Source organism: Afifella sp. YEN Y35, from assembly GCF_047553465.1.
Classification (GTDB): domain Bacteria; phylum Pseudomonadota; class Alphaproteobacteria; order Rhizobiales; family Afifellaceae; genus Afifella; species Afifella aestuarii.
The window spans coordinates 3116789-3133517 of the sequence record NZ_CP180203.1 but is presented as its reverse complement, the minus strand read 5'-3'; the positions used below and the strand labels follow the sequence as shown (position 1 = coordinate 3133517).

Annotated in this window: 15 protein-coding genes; 7 read left to right on the top strand and 8 right to left on the bottom strand. The window is 64.5% G+C overall.

The window, feature by feature from the left end; genetic code table 11:
* Nucleotides 1-139: 139 nt before the first annotated feature.
* The 4 genes from ACK8CP_RS14925 to dnaK all read right to left on the bottom strand — a co-directional run bounded on the left by ACK8CP_RS14925 (nt 140) and on the right by dnaK (nt 4809).
* Nucleotides 140-718, bottom strand: a complete 579-nt coding sequence (locus ACK8CP_RS14925; protein WP_414832347.1) for an NADPH-dependent FMN reductase — start codon at nt 716-718, stop codon at nt 140-142.
* The gene (locus tag ACK8CP_RS14920; protein ID WP_234629957.1) at nt 718-1221 is read right to left on the bottom strand and encodes a class I SAM-dependent methyltransferase; all 504 of its coding nucleotides are present in this window, start codon (nt 1219-1221) and stop codon (nt 718-720) included. Before ACK8CP_RS14920 ends, ACK8CP_RS14925 begins: the two co-directional genes overlap by 1 nt.
* Before the next feature lie 172 nt (nt 1222-1393).
* A complete protein-coding gene (gene dnaJ, locus ACK8CP_RS14915; RefSeq protein ID WP_234629956.1) occupies nt 1394-2533 on the bottom strand; it encodes a molecular chaperone DnaJ in 1140 nt (379 codons plus the stop codon).
* Nucleotides 2534-2883: 350 nt separating this feature from the next.
* On the bottom strand, nt 2884-4809 hold the full coding sequence (gene dnaK, locus ACK8CP_RS14910; RefSeq protein WP_414832346.1) for a molecular chaperone DnaK: 1926 nt from the start codon (nt 4807-4809) through the stop codon (nt 2884-2886).
* Between the two features lie 290 nt (nt 4810-5099).
* Between dnaK and ACK8CP_RS14905 the strand changes: the two genes are divergently transcribed.
* Entirely contained in the window at nt 5100-5711 is a 612-nt protein-coding gene (locus tag ACK8CP_RS14905) for an alpha-ketoglutarate-dependent dioxygenase AlkB family protein (protein WP_414832345.1), read from the top strand.
* Between the two features lie 18 nt (nt 5712-5729).
* On the opposite strand, the gene pyrE is transcribed toward ACK8CP_RS14905, so the two are convergent.
* The 3 genes from pyrE to hrcA form a co-directional block, all read right to left on the bottom strand.
* Nucleotides 5730-6293 carry an orotate phosphoribosyltransferase gene (pyrE, locus tag ACK8CP_RS14900; protein WP_414832344.1) on the bottom strand — a complete coding sequence of 188 codons (564 nt, stop codon included), beginning with the start codon at nt 6291-6293 and terminating at the stop codon, nt 5730-5732.
* 189 nt (nt 6294-6482) lie between these two features.
* On the bottom strand, nt 6483-7157 hold the full coding sequence (grpE, locus tag ACK8CP_RS14895) for a nucleotide exchange factor GrpE (protein ID WP_234629952.1): 675 nt from the start codon (nt 7155-7157) through the stop codon (nt 6483-6485).
* A 107-nt stretch (nt 7158-7264) separates the two neighbouring features.
* The gene (gene hrcA / locus ACK8CP_RS14890; protein WP_234629951.1) at nt 7265-8326 is read right to left on the bottom strand and encodes a heat-inducible transcriptional repressor HrcA; all 1062 of its coding nucleotides are present in this window, start codon (nt 8324-8326) and stop codon (nt 7265-7267) included.
* 131 nt (nt 8327-8457) lie between these two features.
* Between hrcA and rph the strand changes: the two genes are divergently transcribed.
* From rph to trmB, 6 genes are all read left to right on the top strand, one after another.
* Nucleotides 8458-9171: a ribonuclease PH gene (gene rph, locus ACK8CP_RS14885; RefSeq protein WP_234629950.1), complete on the top strand. Its 714-nt coding sequence runs from the start codon at nt 8458-8460 to the stop codon at nt 9169-9171.
* Complete coding sequence (gene rdgB / locus ACK8CP_RS14880) at nt 9171-9821, top strand: RdgB/HAM1 family non-canonical purine NTP pyrophosphatase (RefSeq protein ID WP_414832343.1); 651 nt, start codon at nt 9171-9173, stop codon at nt 9819-9821. Before rph ends, rdgB begins: the two co-directional genes overlap by 1 nt.
* Nucleotides 9822-9827: 6 nt before the next feature.
* Nucleotides 9828-10985 (top strand): radical SAM family heme chaperone HemW, encoded by a 1158-nt coding sequence (hemW, locus tag ACK8CP_RS14875; RefSeq protein WP_414832342.1) that lies wholly within the window; start codon nt 9828-9830, stop codon nt 10983-10985.
* Nucleotides 10986-11071: 86 nt separating this feature from the next.
* Nucleotides 11072-13228 carry a transglycosylase domain-containing protein gene (locus ACK8CP_RS14870; RefSeq protein ID WP_414832341.1) on the top strand — a complete coding sequence of 719 codons (2157 nt, stop codon included), beginning with the start codon at nt 11072-11074 and terminating at the stop codon, nt 13226-13228.
* Between the two features lie 153 nt (nt 13229-13381).
* The gene (gene metK, locus ACK8CP_RS14865; protein WP_414832340.1) at nt 13382-14551 is read left to right on the top strand and encodes a methionine adenosyltransferase; all 1170 of its coding nucleotides are present in this window, start codon (nt 13382-13384) and stop codon (nt 14549-14551) included.
* Between the two features lie 88 nt (nt 14552-14639).
* Nucleotides 14640-15251, top strand: coding sequence for a tRNA (guanine(46)-N(7))-methyltransferase TrmB (gene trmB, locus ACK8CP_RS14860; protein ID WP_414832339.1), 612 nt, complete (start codon nt 14640-14642; stop codon nt 15249-15251).
* Nucleotides 15252-15255: 4 nt separating this feature from the next.
* Here the strand turns inward: trmB and ACK8CP_RS14855 are convergent, their stop codons facing one another.
* The gene (locus ACK8CP_RS14855) at nt 15256-16728 is read right to left on the bottom strand and encodes a gamma-glutamyltransferase (RefSeq protein WP_414832338.1); all 1473 of its coding nucleotides are present in this window, start codon (nt 16726-16728) and stop codon (nt 15256-15258) included.
* Nucleotide 16729 lies beyond the last annotated feature (1 nt).

Here is a 16729-nt window from a genome sequence, read left to right as displayed (position 1 = left end):
CGCGGAGCTGTCTCGTAAAAGCTGGCGGAGCCGGTACCGATACGAAAACGGCAGGAAGTCCGGGGCTTTTGTCGCGCGGTTTCAATGTGCGCGCCGGTCCGGTGAAACGCGGCGAGCGTTGCATCGGGCGAAGCCCAGTTCAGCTTTCACGCGCGAGCTTGAGCGCAGCCGCACGCTGCATCAATGCCTGAAGCACACCGTCGAGGCGTCGCGATGCCGCGCGGTCCTTCAGCTCCTCACGCTCGTCGAAGGCGTTTTCGGCCTCCGGCAAAAGAAAATGCTCGGGGATCACGAGAGCGCCAAGTGCGCTCGCCTCGAGCACCTGCCGCAGAGCGAGGAGCCCGCAAAGACCGCCGAACGGGTCGCCCGACGCCGATGCGAGTGCGAAGACGCGGTCGCGGAAGGGCCTCACGTCCTCCCGCCCCATCCAATCGATGGCATTTTTCAAGACGGCCGGGATGCCGGCATTGTCTTCCGGGCTTACGATCAGGACGGCATCGTGAGCCCGGAATTGCCGGGCGAGGGCGCGGGCTTTCTCCGGGACACCGCCCCGCAAGTCCACATCGCCCTCGTAGAACGGCAAAGGGTAATCGCCGAGCGACACCCGCGTCACCTCCGCACCCCTAAGGGCGAGCGTCTTGGTGGCGACGGCGGCAAGCCGGGTGTTGAGCGAACCGGAGCTCAGCGAGCCCGGCAGCACCAGCACCCGAATGGCCATCAGGCAGCCTCTTTTTCGAAGATCCAGACCCGCCCGGGAGGCAGGTTGAAGGCCACCCACGGCGACTTCTCCACCGTGAAGGAGCCGGGAACGGACTTCTGCGGCGATGTGAAGGAATAAGAAAGCTGGGTCAGATTTCCGCCAGGGCGCACGCGCGACAGGCAGTCTTCGATGAACCGGCGCCGCTTCTCCTCGGGAATGAGGAGCACGGGCACGCCGGACAGGACGGCGGAAAACTTGGTGTCGGCGAACTCGCCGAGCGTGTTCTGAAGGTCGAAAGCGTCGCCGCGGATGAGATTGACCCTCGGAAAGCGCTTCTTCAGCAGGTCATAGAAATGCTGCTCGAACTCCACGCAGACGAGGCGTTCCTGCGGAATGCCGGAGCGGATGAGCTCCTCGGTGATGACGCCGGTGCCGGGCCCGAGTTCCAATGTCCAGCCTTCCGGATCGGGCCGGCCGTGCTTGATCATCATGCGGGCGAAGGCGCGACTGGACGGCGACACCGCCCCCATTTTTAAAGGGCGTTGGGCCCAAGTCTTGAAGAAGCGGAATTCGTCTTCGATCCGTTCCGCTAAAGGCGTCCCCGTTTGGACCATTTTTCGACCTTTCATGCTCTTGTCACGGCACTCATAAAGTAATGCGCCGCTTCCCCCGTTTCAGGCATTTCCATGAAACTTATGTGTCGCCGAGGGATTCCAGAAAATCCTTCACCCGGGCGAAGAAACCCGTAGATTCGGGATTGTTGTCCTCCGACTGCGCCTTTTCGAATTCCTCGAGGATTTCGCGTTGCCGCCGCGACAGGTTCTGTGGCGTTTCGACGACGATCTGCACATACATGTCGCCGAAATTGCGCGAGCGCAGGATCGGCATGCCCTTGCCTTTGAGGCGGAACTGCTTGCCGGTCTGGGTTCCCTCCGGCACCCGGACGCGCGTGCGCCCGCCTTCGACCGTCGGCACTTCGAACTGACCGCCGAGCGCCGCCGTGGTGAAGGAGACCGGCACGCGGCAGAAAATGTCGGCTCCGTCGCGCTGGAAGAATTCATGCGGCTTGATCGACAGGAAAATATAGAGGTCGCCGGCCGGTCCGCCTCTGAGGCCCGCCTCGCCCTCGCCGGCCAGGCGGATGCGGGTGCCGTCTTCGATGCCGGCTGGAATGTTGACGGACAGAGTCCGCCGTTCCGAAAGCCGCCCGGAGCCCGAGCATTTGCTGCACGGGTCGGAAATGACGGTGCCGCGGCCATGGCAGGTCGGGCAGGTCTGCTGAATCTGGAAGAAACCCTGCGTGGCGCGGATGCGTCCGGCGCCGCGGCAGGTCGGGCAGGTGGTCGGCGAAGAGCCGGGCTTCGCGCCGGAACCCGAGCAGATGTCACAGGTGACGGAGGTCGGAACTTCGATCTCCACCGTCTTGCCGTTGAACGCCTCTTCGAGCGTGACTTCGAGATTGTATCGGAGATCCGACCCGCGCTCGCGTCCGCCGGAGCGGCGCCCGCCGGCCATGAACTCCCCGAAAATATCGTCGAAAATGTCGGAGAAGGAGCCGAAGCCCGCAGCCCCGGCACCGGCGCCGCCACCGCGCCCGAAGCCCCCATTCTCGAAGGCCTGATGGCCGAAGCGGTCGTAGGCGGCGCGCTTTTGCGGGTCGCGCAGCACCTCGTAGGCTTCGCCGATTTCTTTGAAGCGGTGCTCGGCCTCTTCATCACCCGGATTGCGATCCGGATGGTATTGCATGGCCATTTTGCGAAAGGCTGATTTGAGAGCCTTCTCGTCGGCCTCTCGGCCCACGCCCAGAACTTCGTAATAGTCGCGCTTGGCCACGGCTCAGGCGCTCCTCTTGATTGATGCGAAAGGCACAACCCCCACCGGCCGCAAAGCGAGTTTGCCGCGGCTGCGCTTTCCCTGCGTGTAGCGGGCGCGCCGGACGGCTGCAATGCGAGACGGGCGCAGGTTGCGCCGATTGCCTTTATTTACCACTGCAAATCGTGCAGCCCGGCAAGCCGACGGAAAGCTAAGACGCTCTCGATGCCGCGTTCCCGCGCGATTGTCCCCTTCATCCGCACAAGAGGTGCAGCGGAAGGGAAAAGTCGCGGCGAGGATTGCAGCAATGGCCATGGACCGGGCGGAAATGACGAGCCCGAGGCGATGCCTCGGGCTCTCGATCATTGGCGTTACGCGGACTTTTTCTGGTCGTCGTCCTGGATTTCCTCGAAATCCGCGTCGACCACATCCTCGTCCTTGTTGCCGCTGGCCTCGCCGGCGGCTTCCGCACCGCCTTCGGCACCGGATTCTTCCTGCGCCTTGTAGACGGCCTCGCCGAGTTTCATGGAGGCCATCGCCAGGGCCTGCGACTTCGCCTCGATGTCGGCCTTGTCGTCGCCCTTGGCGGCTTCCCTCAACTCGGCAAGCGCGGTTTCGATCGCCTGCTTGGTTTCGCCGTCGACCTTGTCGCCATGCTCAGACAGCGACTTCTCGGTGCCGTGGATGAGGGCTTCGGCCTGGTTCTTGGCTTCCACCACCTCACGCCGCTTCTTGTCGGCGTCGGCATTGGCTTCGGCTTCCTTCACCATCTTGTCGATGTCCTCGTCGGAAAGACCGCCCGAGGCCTGGATGGTGATTTTCTGCTCTTTGCCGGTGCCCTTGTCGTGCGCCGAGACATTGACGATGCCGTTGGCGTCGATGTCGAAGGTCACTTCGATCTGCGGCATGCCGCGCGGTGCGGGCGGAATGCCCTCGAGATTGAACTGGCCGAGGATCTTGTTGTCGGCAGCCATCTCGCGCTCGCCCTGGAAGACGCGGATCGTCACGGCGTTCTGGTTGTCTTCGGCCGTGGAGAAGACCTGGCTCTTCTTGGTCGGGATCGTCGTGTTGCGGTCGATGAGGCGCGTGAACACGCCGCCGAGCGTCTCGATGCCGAGCGACAGAGGCGTCACGTCGAGAAGCAGAACGTCCTTCACCTCGCCCTGCAGCACGCCGGCCTGAATGGCCGCACCCATGGCGACGACCTCGTCCGGATTGACGCCCTTGTGCGGCTCCTTGCCGAAGAGGTTCTTCACCACTTCCTGGACTTTCGGCATGCGCGTCATGCCACCGACGAGAACCACCTCATCGATGTCGCCGGCCGCGATGCCGGCATCCTTGAGCGCCGCCTTCACCGGGTCGACCGTGCGCTGCACGAGGTCATCCACCAGGCTCTCGAACTTGGCGCGCGAGAGTTTCATGGTGAGATGCTTCGGGCCCGACGAATCGGCGGTGATGTAGGGCAGGTTCACCTCGGTCTGCTGCGAAGAAGAAAGCTCGATCTTCGCCTTCTCCGCGGCTTCCTTGAGGCGCTGCAGTGCGAGCGGGTCGTTCCTGAGGTCGATGCCCTGCTCTTTCTTGAACTCGTCGGCGAGATAATCGACGAGGCGCATGTCGAAATCCTCGCCGCCGAGGAAGGTGTCGCCGTTCGTCGACTTCACTTCGAACACGCCGTCGCCGATTTCCAGCACCGAGATATCGAAGGTGCCGCCGCCGAGGTCATAGACGGCGATGGTCTTGCCGTCGTTCTTGTCGAGGCCGTAGGCGAGGGCGGCCGCCGTCGGCTCGTTGATGATGCGCAGAACTTCCAGACCCGCAATCTTGCCGGCGTCCTTGGTCGCCTGGCGCTGCGCGTCGTTGAAGTAGGCCGGAACGGTGATGACGGCCTTCTCGACCTTCTCGCCGAGATAGCTTTCCGCCGTTTCGCGCATCTTCTGCAGGATCATGGCCGAGATCTGCGACGGCGAATATTTCTCGCTGTTCGCTTCGACCCATGCATCGCCATTGTCGGCGCGCACGATCTTGTAGGGAACGAGCTTCTGATCCTTGGCAACGGTCGGATCGTCGAAGCGCCGGCCGATCAGGCGCTTGACGGCGAAGACGGTGCGCTGCGGGTTGGTGACGGCCTGGCGCTTTGCCGGCTGGCCGACGAGGCGCTCGTCGTCCTCGGTGAAAGCCACCATGGACGGCGTGGTGCGCGCGCCCTCGGAATTCTCAATGACTTTAGGATTCTTGCCGTCCATGACGGCGATGCACGAATTCGTCGTGCCGAGGTCAATGCCGATGACTTTCGCCATGTTCAATCACTCCTTTGTCGGCAGGCCGGCCGGACCCCTTCTGGCATCCGCACGAGGCAAAACGCCTTCACCAGCCCCCATGGTCTGACGTTCGAAAACCTTTCGCGCTGGCTCTCCGCCGCGCGTTGACGGTCATATAAGAAGGGGGTTTCGGAGCCGCAAGTAAGAAGGGCCCTGAGGTTGCACAAGCCGTGCGGCCGACCGAGATATTGATGAGACCGCTGTCGCAGCGTCTCGTGCTTGCTGGCAAGCGTTTGAAAACGCAGAAGGTCTGGATTGAAAGATTCGGCATGACAGCTCTTGAGGGTTTCAAATTGGCGCCAGGCTTCCTCGACCGGGGCGCGCAGGAGCAGCTCGTCGAAGATCTGCGTGCGCTCCTGAAAGAGGCACCCTTCTACACGCCCGTCATGCCGCGTTCCGGCAAGCCCTTCTCGGTGCGCATGACGAATTGCGGGACGCTCGGCTGGGTGTCCGACCGCGCTGGCTATCGCTACCAGCCGACGCATCCCGAGACGGGTCGGCCATGGCCCGCGATCCCACAGGCTCTTCTGGATGCCTGGGCGGAACTCGGCGGCTATTCGAGGCCGCCGGAAGCCTGCCTCGTCAATTTCTATGCGTCGGGAACGCGCATGGGGCTGCACCAGGACCGCGACGAAGAGGATCTCGCAGCACCCGTCGTGTCGCTGTCGCTCGGTGACGAGGCCGTGTTCCGCATTGGCGGACACAGCCGCAAGGATCCGACCCGTTCGCTGCGCCTGAAATCCGGTGACGCGCTGGTTCTGGGCGGGGAGGCGCGTCTCGCCTTCCACGGTGTCGACCGGATCATCGCCGGCACCTCGACGCTTTTGCCGAAAGGCGGGCGGATCAATCTGACGCTGCGGCGGGTGACGAAGGGCGAATAGGTTCGCCCTCGTAGGCGCCTATGCCAGATCCTTGCCGAAATCGCTCTTGCGGAAGAGAGCGTGGAGCGTGATGCCGGCCTGACGGAAGGTGTCTTCCGCACCTTCCTGCCGATCGACGAGCGTCAACACGTGCTCCACCTGGGCGCCGGCCTCGCGCAGGATCGAAATCGCCTGTATGGCCGATCCACCGGTGGTGGTGACGTCTTCGACGACGAGAAGGGACTGACCTGTGAGGCTCTCGCCTTCCGCGAGCCCTTCGATCTGGCTCTGTGTGCCATGGCCCTTCGCTTCCTTGCGCACGAAGATCGCCTTCACCGGCGTGCCGGCAACCGCGCTCATCGCCGCCGTCGCCGAGACGAGCGGCACGGCACCCATGGCGAGCCCGCCGACATAGACGAGCTTCAATTCGTGCGCTTTCGCCGCGACGGCCGCACCGATGAGGCGTGCGCCTTCCGGATCGAGCATCGTCGGTTTCAGGTTGAAGTAGATCGTGCTCTTGCGCCCCGAGACGAGCGTGAACTCGCCGCCCTGGCGGAAGGAACGTTCCTTGATGATGGAAAAAAGTGCTGCTTGATCGTCCATGTCGCCTCCGCCTCCCGAAAGGCAGGAAAGCCGGCGGCGGGTCAAGCCTTCAGCGTGCCGGGCAAGGATTTGTGCAGGCCTTTCGGCCGGCAACACTGCCGAGCGTGGGTCGCGCCACCTGACGCTGCACAAAGAAAAACGCCCCCTCTTGCGAGGAGGCGCATTGGTCAAATCCGGTGGGAATGGCGCTTACTGCGCCTCGGGCTTCGGCGCCTGATTGGCGGCCTTGTCTGGGGTCGGTCCGCCTTTGGCGACGCCGACGAGGGCCGCACGCAGAACCCGGTCGCCGATCATGTAGCCGTCCTGGGCGACCTGCACGATGGTGCCGGCCGGCACGCTCGGGTCCGGGACCTCGAACATCGCCTGATGGCGATGCGGATCGAACCGTTCGCCCATCGCCGGGATCATCACGACCTCATGGCGCTCCAGAATGCGGTCGAGCTCGCGCGCCGTCATCTGCACGCCTTCGAGCAGCGCCTTCAGCTCCGGATCTTCCGTGCCCCAGGCCTTTTCGTCGACGGCACCCAGCGCACGGCGCAGATTGTCGCCGACCTGCAGCATGTCGGTCGCGAATTTGGTCATGGCATAGCGACGCGCGTCCTGCACGTCGCGGGCGGCGCGCCGGCGAAGATTCTCCGCCTCGGCGGCAGCCCGCAAAAGCCGGTCCGTGAGGTCGGATTTCTCCGCCTCCAGCCGGGCGATCAGCTCTTCCACACTCTCCTGTGCGGCGGCGTCCTCGGCGGCCTGCGCGGCGGCGTCTGCCTCTGCGGCGTCCATAGCAAATTCGGCGCCAGCGCCAAGCGGCGGCTCGTTGTCCTGTCTCGGCGCTTCGTTGGTTTCGGTGTTACGCTTTTCGGTATCCATCGCGAAGCTTCGATCTCTCGTAGGTGATCTCAAGTCGAGCGGCATATCAGGGCTCACACGGGGAAAATCAACCCGCAGGCCCGCAACCTATGTCTAATCACGCATTCTCAGCGGCGAATGAGCTGCGTCATCAGCTGCGCCGTGTAATCGACCACGGGAATGACGCGAGCATAGTTCAGTCGGGTCGGGCCGATCACGCCGAGCACCCCCACGACGCGTTCTCCGCTGTCTCGGAAAGGCGCCACGACGAGGGATGAGCCGGAGAGCGAAAACAATTTGTTCTCCGAGCCGATGAAAATGCGCACTCCTTCGCCTTCTTCCGTCAGGTTGAGGAGCTGGATGATGTCCGTCTTGGTCTCAAGGTCGTCGAAGAGGATCCGGATGCGCTCCAGGTCCTCGATCGCCCTGAGATCCGTCAAAAGCTTGGATCGGCCGCGCACGATGAGGGTCGCCGGCTCCTGTGCCGGGCCCGACCATTGCGCCAGCCCCTCCGAAATAATCGTCTCCGACAGGGCGTCGATGGCCTGCCGGCGCTCTTCGCGCTTGCGCTCGAGCTCGGCGCGCGCTTCCGCCAGCGTGCGCCCGCGGATATGGGCGTTGAGATAGTTGGAGGCTTCCGTCAGGGCCGAGGTCGGCAGGCCGCGCGGCACCGTGACGACGCGGTTTTCCACCGTGCCGTCATCGGCGACGAGAACGACGAGCGCCCGATCCTGTTCGATGCGCACGAATTCGATGTGTTTGAGCCGCAGATCCTGTTTGGCGGCAACGACCACGCCGGCGCCTTCCGACAGGCCCGACAAGGTCTGGCTCGCCTCCGTCAGCAGCGATTCGACGCTCTTTTCGCCATCGCCGGTGCGCACCTGCTTCTCGATCGCCTGCCGCTCGCTGTCGCTGAGGCCGCCGACCTCCAGAAACGAATCGATGAAGAACCTGAGGCCCATCTCCGTGGGCATGCGTCCGGCGCTCGTATGCGGCGCAAAGACGAGACCCATGGATTCCAGGTCCGACATGACATTGCGCACGGACGCCGGCGACAAGGCTGTCGACAGAAGGCGGCTGATGTTGCGCGAGCCGACCGGCTCGCCGCGTTCCAGGTAGCTCTCGACGATGCGCCGAAAGATCTCCCGCGAACGGTCGTCCAAAGCTGTCAGCATTTCCGATTTCATCATGGGACATTCCCCGGTGCCGGGGGCACCTTTGATGCCTCATATTGCTTCGTCGAGGGCATCACGCAAGGCACTCGCCTTGCCGTCGGCGGATGGAATGCGTAACAGGGCCCACATTCTTGAAGGAGGATTTCATGCGCCCATCGCGACGGGCCGCCGAGGAGATGCGCGCCGTCTCGCTTGAGCGCCGGGTTTCGAAATATGCGGAAGGATCGTGCCTCGTTCGCTTCGGCGACACGCAGGTGATGTGTCTGGCAAGTGTCGCCGAGCAGGTGCCGCCGTGGCTGCGCGGCGGTGGCCGCGGCTGGGTGACGGCCGAATATGGTATGCTGCCGCGCTCGACCGGCGATCGCATGCGCCGCGAGGCGAGCCAGGGCAAGCAGGGCGGCCGCACCATGGAAATCCAGCGCCTGATCGGCCGCTCATTGCGCGCGGTCGTCGATCTGAAGGCTCTCGGCGAGCGCCAGATCACCGTCGATTGCGACGTCATCCAGGCCGATGGCGGAACGCGCACCGCGGCGATCACCGGTGCCTGGGTGGCGCTGCACGACGCGCTCGAATGGATGCGCGCCCGCGACATCGTCAAGGCTCCGGTCCTCACCGACCATGTGGCGGCGATCTCTTGCGGCATCTATCGCGGCGAGCCGGTGCTCGATCTCGATTATGCGGAAGATTCCGACGCGGAAACGGATGCGAACTTCGTCATCACCGGCAGCGGCAATCTCGTCGAAGTGCAGGCGACGGCGGAGGGCAAGCCCTTCAGCGAGGAAGAGCTTATCGCCCTCATGGGCCTGGCGCGCAAAGGTATCGGCCGTCTCGTCGATTTGCAGAAGATGGCGGTCGAGTGATGTTGAAACTGGCCTTGGAGCCCGGACCTCTCGTCGTTGCGAGCCACAATCCCGGCAAGGTGGCCGAGATCCGGGCGCTCCTCGACCCGTTCGGCTTCACGGTTCATTCCGCGGCCGATCTCGGTCTGATCGAGCCGGAGGAAACCGGCTCGACCTTCGCCGAGAACGCGATTTTGAAGGCACGCACCGCCTGCGACGCCGCGGGCCTTCCCGCACTTGCCGATGATTCCGGCCTCACGGTCGATGCGCTGAACGGCGATCCCGGCATCTATTCCGCCCGCTGGGCAGGGCCGGACAAGGACTTTGCCCAGGCGATGCGCAACATCGAGGAGAAGCTTCAGATGCAGGGGGCGGTGATGCCCGAGGCCCGCGGCGGAGCCTTCGTCTGCGTCCTGGCGCTCGCTTTGCCCGATGGGGTGGTGGAGAGCTTTGAAGGAAAAGTGGAGGGCACGCTGGTGTGGCCGCCGCGCGGCGAACATGGCTTCGGTTACGATCCGATGTTTCAGCCGGAGGGCCATGAGCGCACCTTCGGCGAGATGAGTGCGGAAGAAAAACACGGCTGGAAGCCCGGTGAACGCAATCCGCTTTCGCATCGGGCGCGTGCGTTCGAAGCGTTCGCCGTTGCCTGTCTCGGTCTCAACGGAGGCTGATGCTGCATGATCCCGGCCGCGGAGACGGAATTCGGCATCTATCTGCATTGGCCCTTCTGCGCGGCCAAATGCCCGTATTGCGACTTCAACTCGCATGTGCGGCACCAGAAGGTGGACCAGGCGGCCTTCGTTTCGGCTTTCCGTCGCGAGCTCGGCTTTTTTGCCGAACGCACGCGCGGGCGGCGGGTGACGAGCATCTTCTTCGGTGGCGGCACACCGTCCTTGATGGAGCCGGCGACGGTCGCAGCGCTTCTCGAGGCGATCGCCGCGAACTGGACGGTTGCGGAAAATGCTGAAATTACCCTCGAGGCCAATCCTTCGAGTGTCGAGGCGGAACGCTTCCGCGGCTATCGCAAAGAGGGGGTGAACCGGGTCTCGCTCGGCGTGCAGGCCCTCGACGACGCATCGCTGAAGGCGCTCGGCCGGCTGCACAACCGCGCCGAGGCGCTCGCAGCTGTCGAACTCGCCCGCGAGATCTTTCCACGCCTCTCCTTCGACCTCATTTATGCGCGCTCGAACCAGTCGCTTGAGGATTGGCGGCGCGAGCTCGGCGAGGCCATCGGCTTTGCGGCCGATCATCTGTCTCTTTATCAGCTGACGATCGAGCCGGGCACGCCGTTTGCGGCCCTCCATCAGGCCGGCAAGCTCACGTTGCCCGATCCCGACGCTTCGGCCGATTTCTACGAGCTGACGCAGGAGATGATGATTGCCGCCGGCCTGCCGGCCTACGAAATCTCCAACCATGCGCGGCCGGGGGCGGAAAGCCGTCACAACCTCACCTACTGGCGCTATGGCGAATGGGTTGGCGTCGGTCCCGGCGCCCATGGCCGCGTGCGCGGCGAGGGTGGGCGTTTTGCGACCGTGGTGGAGGCGCATCCGGAGACATGGCGCAGCCGGGTCGAAGAAGCGGGCAACGGCCTGATCGAAGATCGCCTTCTGAGCCTGGAGGAGGAGGCGGACGAGCTCCTCGTTATGGGGCTGCGTCTCGTCGAGGGCATCGATCTTGCGCGTTATCAGGCGCTTGCCGGCCGCCCGCTGCAGGAAAGCCGGATCCACGACCTCGTGGAGCACGGCATGATGCAGCTGGAGCCGGACGGCCGTCTGCGCGCGACGCCTGCCGGTCTCGTCGTCCTCGATGCCGTCGTGGCCGATCTTGCTGCGTGATGAGAGCCTTAAGGTGGTGGTTAACCCGGCCTTAAATTGCCGCTTTTAGCGTTACACCGGATCCTTATGGCAGTGCAGGACATCTGATGGCGGGGCGGAAGGCAAAGCAGCGCGTCGAGCCGCGGCTCCGCGAGAGCGGTGGCATCCGCGTGGAGGCGCGCGACCGGCCGGCCGGCGGGACGTCGCAGCGCAAACCGAAAGCCAAGACGGCAAAAAGCCGTTCCTCCGCGCCCCGCAGAAGAAAGGCGCGCGGATCGGGCGGCGGATTTCTGAGGCGGACGGTCTACTGGGGGTCGGTTCTGGCCGTGTGGGGCTTGATCGCCGTCGTCGGCATCATTGCCTGGTATGGCGTCCAGATGCCGCCGACGTCGGAATGGCGGGTGCCGGAGCGGCCGCCCAATGTGCGCATTCTCGCTGTCGATGGCGCCCTCATCGGCAATCGGGGTGACACCGGCGGCCAGGCGGTCAGGCTCGCCGAACTTCCCGATTATGTGCCCGAGGCGGTCATCGCGATCGAGGATCATCGCTTCCGCCAGCATTTCGGCGTCGATCCGATCGGTCTTTCCCGCGCGGTCGTGCGCAATCTCGTCTCCGGCGGTGTCGTGCAGGGCGGCTCGACGCTCACCCAGCAGCTTGCCAAGAACATGTTCCTGACGCCCGAACGCTCGATCCGGCGAAAGATTCAGGAAATGCTTCTGGCGCTCTGGCTGGAGCACAAATACTCCAAGGGCGAAATCCTGGAGATGTATCTGAACCGGGTCTATTTCGGCGGGGGCGCCTATGGCGTCGATGCGGCGGCCCATCGCTTCTTCGCCAAGGATTCGAGCAATCTCAACCTGGCGGAAGCCGCGATGCTGGCGGGTCTCGTCAAGGCACCGTCGCATTACCAGCCGGACCGCAATTTCGACGCGGCCGAGGCGCGGGCCCGCCTCGTCCTCGATGCGATGGCGCGCGAAGGCTTCGTCACCGCCGCGCAGGCGAAGCACGCCAAGGAGAACCCGCCCCGCATCGCCTCGCGCCATCGCGTTCATGCGGAAAACTACGTTGCCGATTTCGTCATGGATCGGCTCCCCTCCTATGTCGGTGCGATCGACGAGGACGTCACGGTCTACACCACCATCGATCTCTCGCTGGAGCGCGAGGCGGAGTCGGCGCTTGTCGAAGGCCTGAAGGCGAACGGCGACAAATACGGCGTGCATCAGGGGGCTCTGGTGGCGCTCGACGGAACCGGGGCGATCCGTGCCATGGTCGGCGGGCGTTCCTACGACAAGAGTCAGTTCAACCGCGCGGTTCAGGCGAAGCGCCAGCCCGGCTCCTCCTTCAAACCCTTCGTCTACCTGACAGCGCTCGAACAGGGTCTCAGGCCGGAGACGGTGCGCGTCGACAAGCCGGTGCGGATCGGCAATTGGGAGCCGCACAATTATTCCAACAAATACGAAGGGCCGGTGACGCTGAAGACGGCGCTCGCCCGCTCGCTGAATACGGTCGCCGCGCAGCTTGCGGCCGAAGTCGGACCGCAGAACGTCGTCGCGACGGCCCACCGGATGGGCATCAGCTCCGACCTCAAGGCCAATGCCACGATCGCTCTCGGAACGTCGGAAGTGAGCCTGTTGGAACTGACGGGTGCTTATGCGCCGCTCGCCAATGGCGGTTTCGCCGTCCTCCCGCACGCGATCGAACGTGTCGTCACCGATGACGGAAAAACGCTCTTCCAGCGCTCCAGCCCGGGGCTCGGACGTGTCGTGGATCTGCACACCGTCGCGATGATGAACGAGATGATGAAGGCGACGCTGGAGATCGGGACCGGGCGCAAGGCCCAGATCCCCGGCTGGCCCGCCGGCGGCAAAACCGGCACCAGCCAGGATTGGCGCGATGCCTGGTTCGTCGGTTACACGGCCAATCTGACGGCGGGTGTCTGGGTTGGCAATGATGACAATTCGCCGACCAAGAAGGCTTCGGGCGGCAATCTGCCGTCGATGATCTGGGCGGATTTCATGAATGCGGCGCATCGCGGCGTTGCGGTGGAGGCCTTGCCGGGCGAGGGGCTCTACAGCCCTGCGATCGCGCAAAACCCTGGGGCGGGACAGCCTTCGGCCGCGGGACCCGGGGGCGATGCGCAATATCGCGACTGGATTCTCAACCGCGACGGCGACCGCACGCAGACCGGTCCATCACGGCCGCATCGCGGCAATGGCGGCCAGGGAGGCATTGGCGGATTCTTCGGCCGTATCTTCGGCAATTAGAAGGATTTATGTCATCGCGACAACAGGCCCGCCTTGCGCATGCAAAGCGACCTTGACGGCGACGTCCCTCCCGGGCAAGACCCACCGAACGACCTTCCTGCCCGTGCGGATCAGCCTTCGGGTAGCTCTCCCATATTCAAAGGAGGCGTGTGCGTGCCCCGAGAACATTTCCTGTTTACCAGCGAGTCGGTGTCTGAGGGCCATCCCGACAAGGTGTGCGACCGTATTTCGGACTGCGTGGTCGATGCCCATCTGGCAAAGTTTCCCGAAGCTCGCGTGGCCTGCGAGACGCTGGCGACGACCAACCGTGTCCTGATCGCCGGTGAAGTGCGTGGCTCGCCCGAGGTCGATGCGGCTGTTGTCGAGCAATGTGCCCGCGAGGCGATCCGCGACATCGGCTATCAGCAGGAAGGGTTCCACTGGCAGACTTGCCAGGTCGATGTGCTCCTTCATGAACAATCTCCCGACATCGCCCAGGGCGTCGATGCGGGCGAGGCGAAGGAAGAAGGCGCTGGCGACCAGGGCATCATGTTCGGCTTCGCCTGCCGCGAGACGCCGGAGCTCATGCCGGCGCCGATCCTTTATGCGCACAAGATCCTCCACCTGATGGCGGAAGCGCGTCACGCCGGCCGTGCGCCGGAGCTGATGCCGGATTCCAAATCGCAGGTGACGGTGCGCTATGAAAACGGTGTGCCGGTCGGCGTGCATTCGATCGTGGTGTCGACGCAGCATGCCAAAGGCCTGACCTCCGCGGACGTGCGCAAGATCGTCGAGCCCTTCGTCTATAAGGCGCTGCCGGAAGGCTGGATCAACGACGAGACCACCTGGCACGTCAATCCGACCGGCAAGTTCGAAGTGGGCGGCCCGGACGGCGATTGCGGCCTGACCGGACGCAAGATCATCGTCGACACCTATGGCGGTGCGGCTCCCCATGGCGGCGGTGCCTTCTCCGGCAAGGATCCGACCAAGGTCGATCGCTCGGCCGCTTATGCGGCCCGTTACCTCGCCAAGAACATCGTTGCGGCCGATCTCGCGGAACGCTGCACCATCCAGCTCTCCTATGCGATCGGCGTCGCCAAGCCCTTGTCGATCTATGTCGATACGCACGAGACGGCGAAGAACGTGCGTGCCTCCGACATCGAACGTGCGATCAACAAGGTGATGGATCTCTCGCCACGCGGCATCCGCCAGCACCTGCAGCTCAACCGCCCCATCTATGCCCGCACGGCTGCCTATGGTCATTTCGGCCGGCCGCCGGAGGCCGATGGCGGCTTCTCTTGGGAAAAGACCGATCTCGCCGACAGCATCCGCGACGCGCTCTGAGAATGGGTCGGCCGCGGACCGGCCGACCACAAGCTCGCTTCACGGCCGCCGCAAGGGCAAGAAGCTCACCGCCCATCGCGAGGCGCTCATGGAGCGCCTCCTGCCGCAGCTTGCGCTCGATCTGAGCGAGCCGGCGCCCGATACTCTGTCGGGGCTTTTTGCGGCTGACGTCGAGGATCTGCGTCTGGAGATCGGCTTCGGCGGGGGCGAGCATCTGATCCACGAAGCGCAGAAAGCGCCGTCCTCCGGCTTTTTCGGTGTCGAGCCTTTCGTGAACGGCATGGCGAAGGCCGTCGCCGCGATCGAAGGCGAAGAGCTGGCGAACATCCGCCTTTATGACGGCGATGCGGCCAACCTCCTCGATTGGCTGCCGCCGACGAGCCTGTCGCGCGTCGATCTTTTCTATCCCGACCCCTGGCCGAAGCGACGGCATTGGAAGCGCCGCTTCGTCAATGCCGAAAACCTTGCGCGCATTCATCGTGTGCTGTGTCCGGGCGGGATTTTTCGCTTTGCAAGCGACATCCCTTCTTACGTCGATTGGACGATGATCCGCGTCCTGCGCCATGGCGGCTTCGCATGGCCGGCGGAGACGGTGGCGGACTGGCGCGAGCCCTATCCCGGCTGGCCCGGCACGCGCTACGAGGCAAAGGCGTTGCGAGAAGGGCGCCGGCCCGCCTATTTGACCTTCCGAAAAATCTAGCGCCTCAGGCGCAAGCGAAGACGCCGCCGCGACGTGCGTCGCCGGCACCGGAAAAGCGGCCTTTTCCGTCGTTTTCGGCGACATGCACGCCGCCGAAATAAAGCGAGCGCTCGCGCCAGGCCCTGAGCTCCGGCTCGATGTCTCTGAGCCGTGCGAGATCGGCGCGCTCGCCGGCCGCCTCCACGTCGAGCTGCCCGTTCTCGAAATGCAGGCGCGGCGCCGACACGGCCGTGTCCGCATCCGCATGTTCCAGAAAGAGGTTGGCCGCGACGTTGAAGATTGCCGTGCGGATGCGCGAGGATCCTCCCGTGCCGAAGGCGGTGATCTCGCCATCCGGGCCGAGCGCCAGCGTCGGCGCCATCATGGAGGAAAGGCGCATTCCCGCCTCGCAGGCGTGGAAGCCCTTCGGATTGAGATCCTCCTCGCCCAGCATGTTGTTGAGCATGAAGCCCATTCCCGGCACCATCCGGCCGTTGCCCTCGCCGTTGGAGACGGTCGCGGCGGCCGCCATGCCGGCGCGGTCGACGACGCTGACATGCGTCGTGCCGCGGCTGACGACGCGGCTTGCCGGACCATCGTCGTCCCGGTCGGCAAGGAGGGCGTCGAAATTTCCGGAAAGACGCGCTTTCTCCATCTCCCTGAGAGCTGTCAGCCTGGCGGGCGCGTCGCTTCGGGCCTGCCGGACAAGCGCCTGGAGCGCGATCGCCGAAAGACTGCCTCCGAGCGACGGGGGTGGATTGAGGAAGAGCGTCGTTTCGCCGAGCGAAAGGGCAAGCGGATCGCGCTCCTGCACCTGGTAGCGGCGGAAATCCGCGGTTTCGAGCAGGCCTCCATGCGTGGTGCACTGCTCGATCATCGCCGCCTCGAGCGTGGCAAGGCGCCCGGCTCCGACTTCCTGGAAGGCCTCGCCGAGCGCCTCGTTGCGGAAGACGTCGCCGGTCCGCAAAAGGCGCCCCGAGGGGGCAAAAAGCCGGCGCACGTCTTTATCCGCCGTGATGATCGGTTCGACGATCTCGAACATGCGCGCCTGCAACGGCTCGATCGTCACGCCTTTGCGGGCGACCGCGATCGCCGGCTCCACGAGATCGCTGAGCGGCAGGCGGCCGAGCTTTTCCGAGGCGGCCGCGATCCCGGCAAGAAAACCGGGCGTTGCCGCCGCGCCCGCACCGATATGGAAGGATTGGGTGGTTTCTCCGAAATCGGCATGGATCTCGAAAAAATCGATGTCTCCGTCGGGCGGCAAAGCGAGGGGCGCGTCGCAGAAGAAGTCGAAGAGATGTGGCTGCGCGCCGTCATAGGCCATGAGGAAGCCGCCCCCACCCGGCGCGGCAAGGATCGGTTCGGTGACGCAGGCGGTCAGCAGCGCCCCGATGCAGGCATCCACGGCATTGCCGCCCTCGCACAGAATGGCGACAGCGGCGGCCGCCGTCTCACGATGGCCGCAGGCGACGGCGCCCTTTGGCTGCTCTTTGCCCATG

Bases quoted from the DNA above. Each gene is read 5' to 3' on its own strand.
- ACK8CP_RS14925 (WP_414832347.1), bottom strand. From the start codon at position 718: ATGGCCATTCGGGTGCTGGTGCTGCCGGGCTCGCTGAGCTCCGGTTCG.
- dnaK (WP_414832346.1), bottom strand. From the start codon at position 4,809: ATGGCGAAAGTCATCGGCATTGACCTCGGCACGACGAATTCGTGCATC.
- ACK8CP_RS14905 (WP_414832345.1), top strand. From the start codon at position 5,100: ATGACAGCTCTTGAGGGTTTCAAATTGGCGCCAGGCTTCCTCGACCGG.
- pyrE (WP_414832344.1), bottom strand. From the start codon at position 6,293: ATGGACGATCAAGCAGCACTTTTTTCCATCATCAAGGAACGTTCCTTC.
- grpE (WP_234629952.1), bottom strand. From the start codon at position 7,157: ATGGATACCGAAAAGCGTAACACCGAAACCAACGAAGCGCCGAGACAG.
- hrcA (WP_234629951.1), bottom strand. From the start codon at position 8,326: ATGATGAAATCGGAAATGCTGACAGCTTTGGACGACCGTTCGCGGGAG.
- rph (WP_234629950.1), top strand. From the start codon at position 8,458: ATGCGCCCATCGCGACGGGCCGCCGAGGAGATGCGCGCCGTCTCGCTT.
- rdgB (WP_414832343.1), top strand. From the start codon at position 9,171: ATGTTGAAACTGGCCTTGGAGCCCGGACCTCTCGTCGTTGCGAGCCAC.
- hemW (WP_414832342.1), top strand. From the start codon at position 9,828: ATGATCCCGGCCGCGGAGACGGAATTCGGCATCTATCTGCATTGGCCC.
- ACK8CP_RS14870 (WP_414832341.1), top strand. From the start codon at position 11,072: ATGGCGGGGCGGAAGGCAAAGCAGCGCGTCGAGCCGCGGCTCCGCGAG.
- trmB (WP_414832339.1), top strand. From the start codon at position 14,640: ATGGAGCGCCTCCTGCCGCAGCTTGCGCTCGATCTGAGCGAGCCGGCG.
- ACK8CP_RS14855 (WP_414832338.1), bottom strand. From the start codon at position 16,728: ATGGGCAAAGAGCAGCCAAAGGGCGCCGTCGCCTGCGGCCATCGTGAG.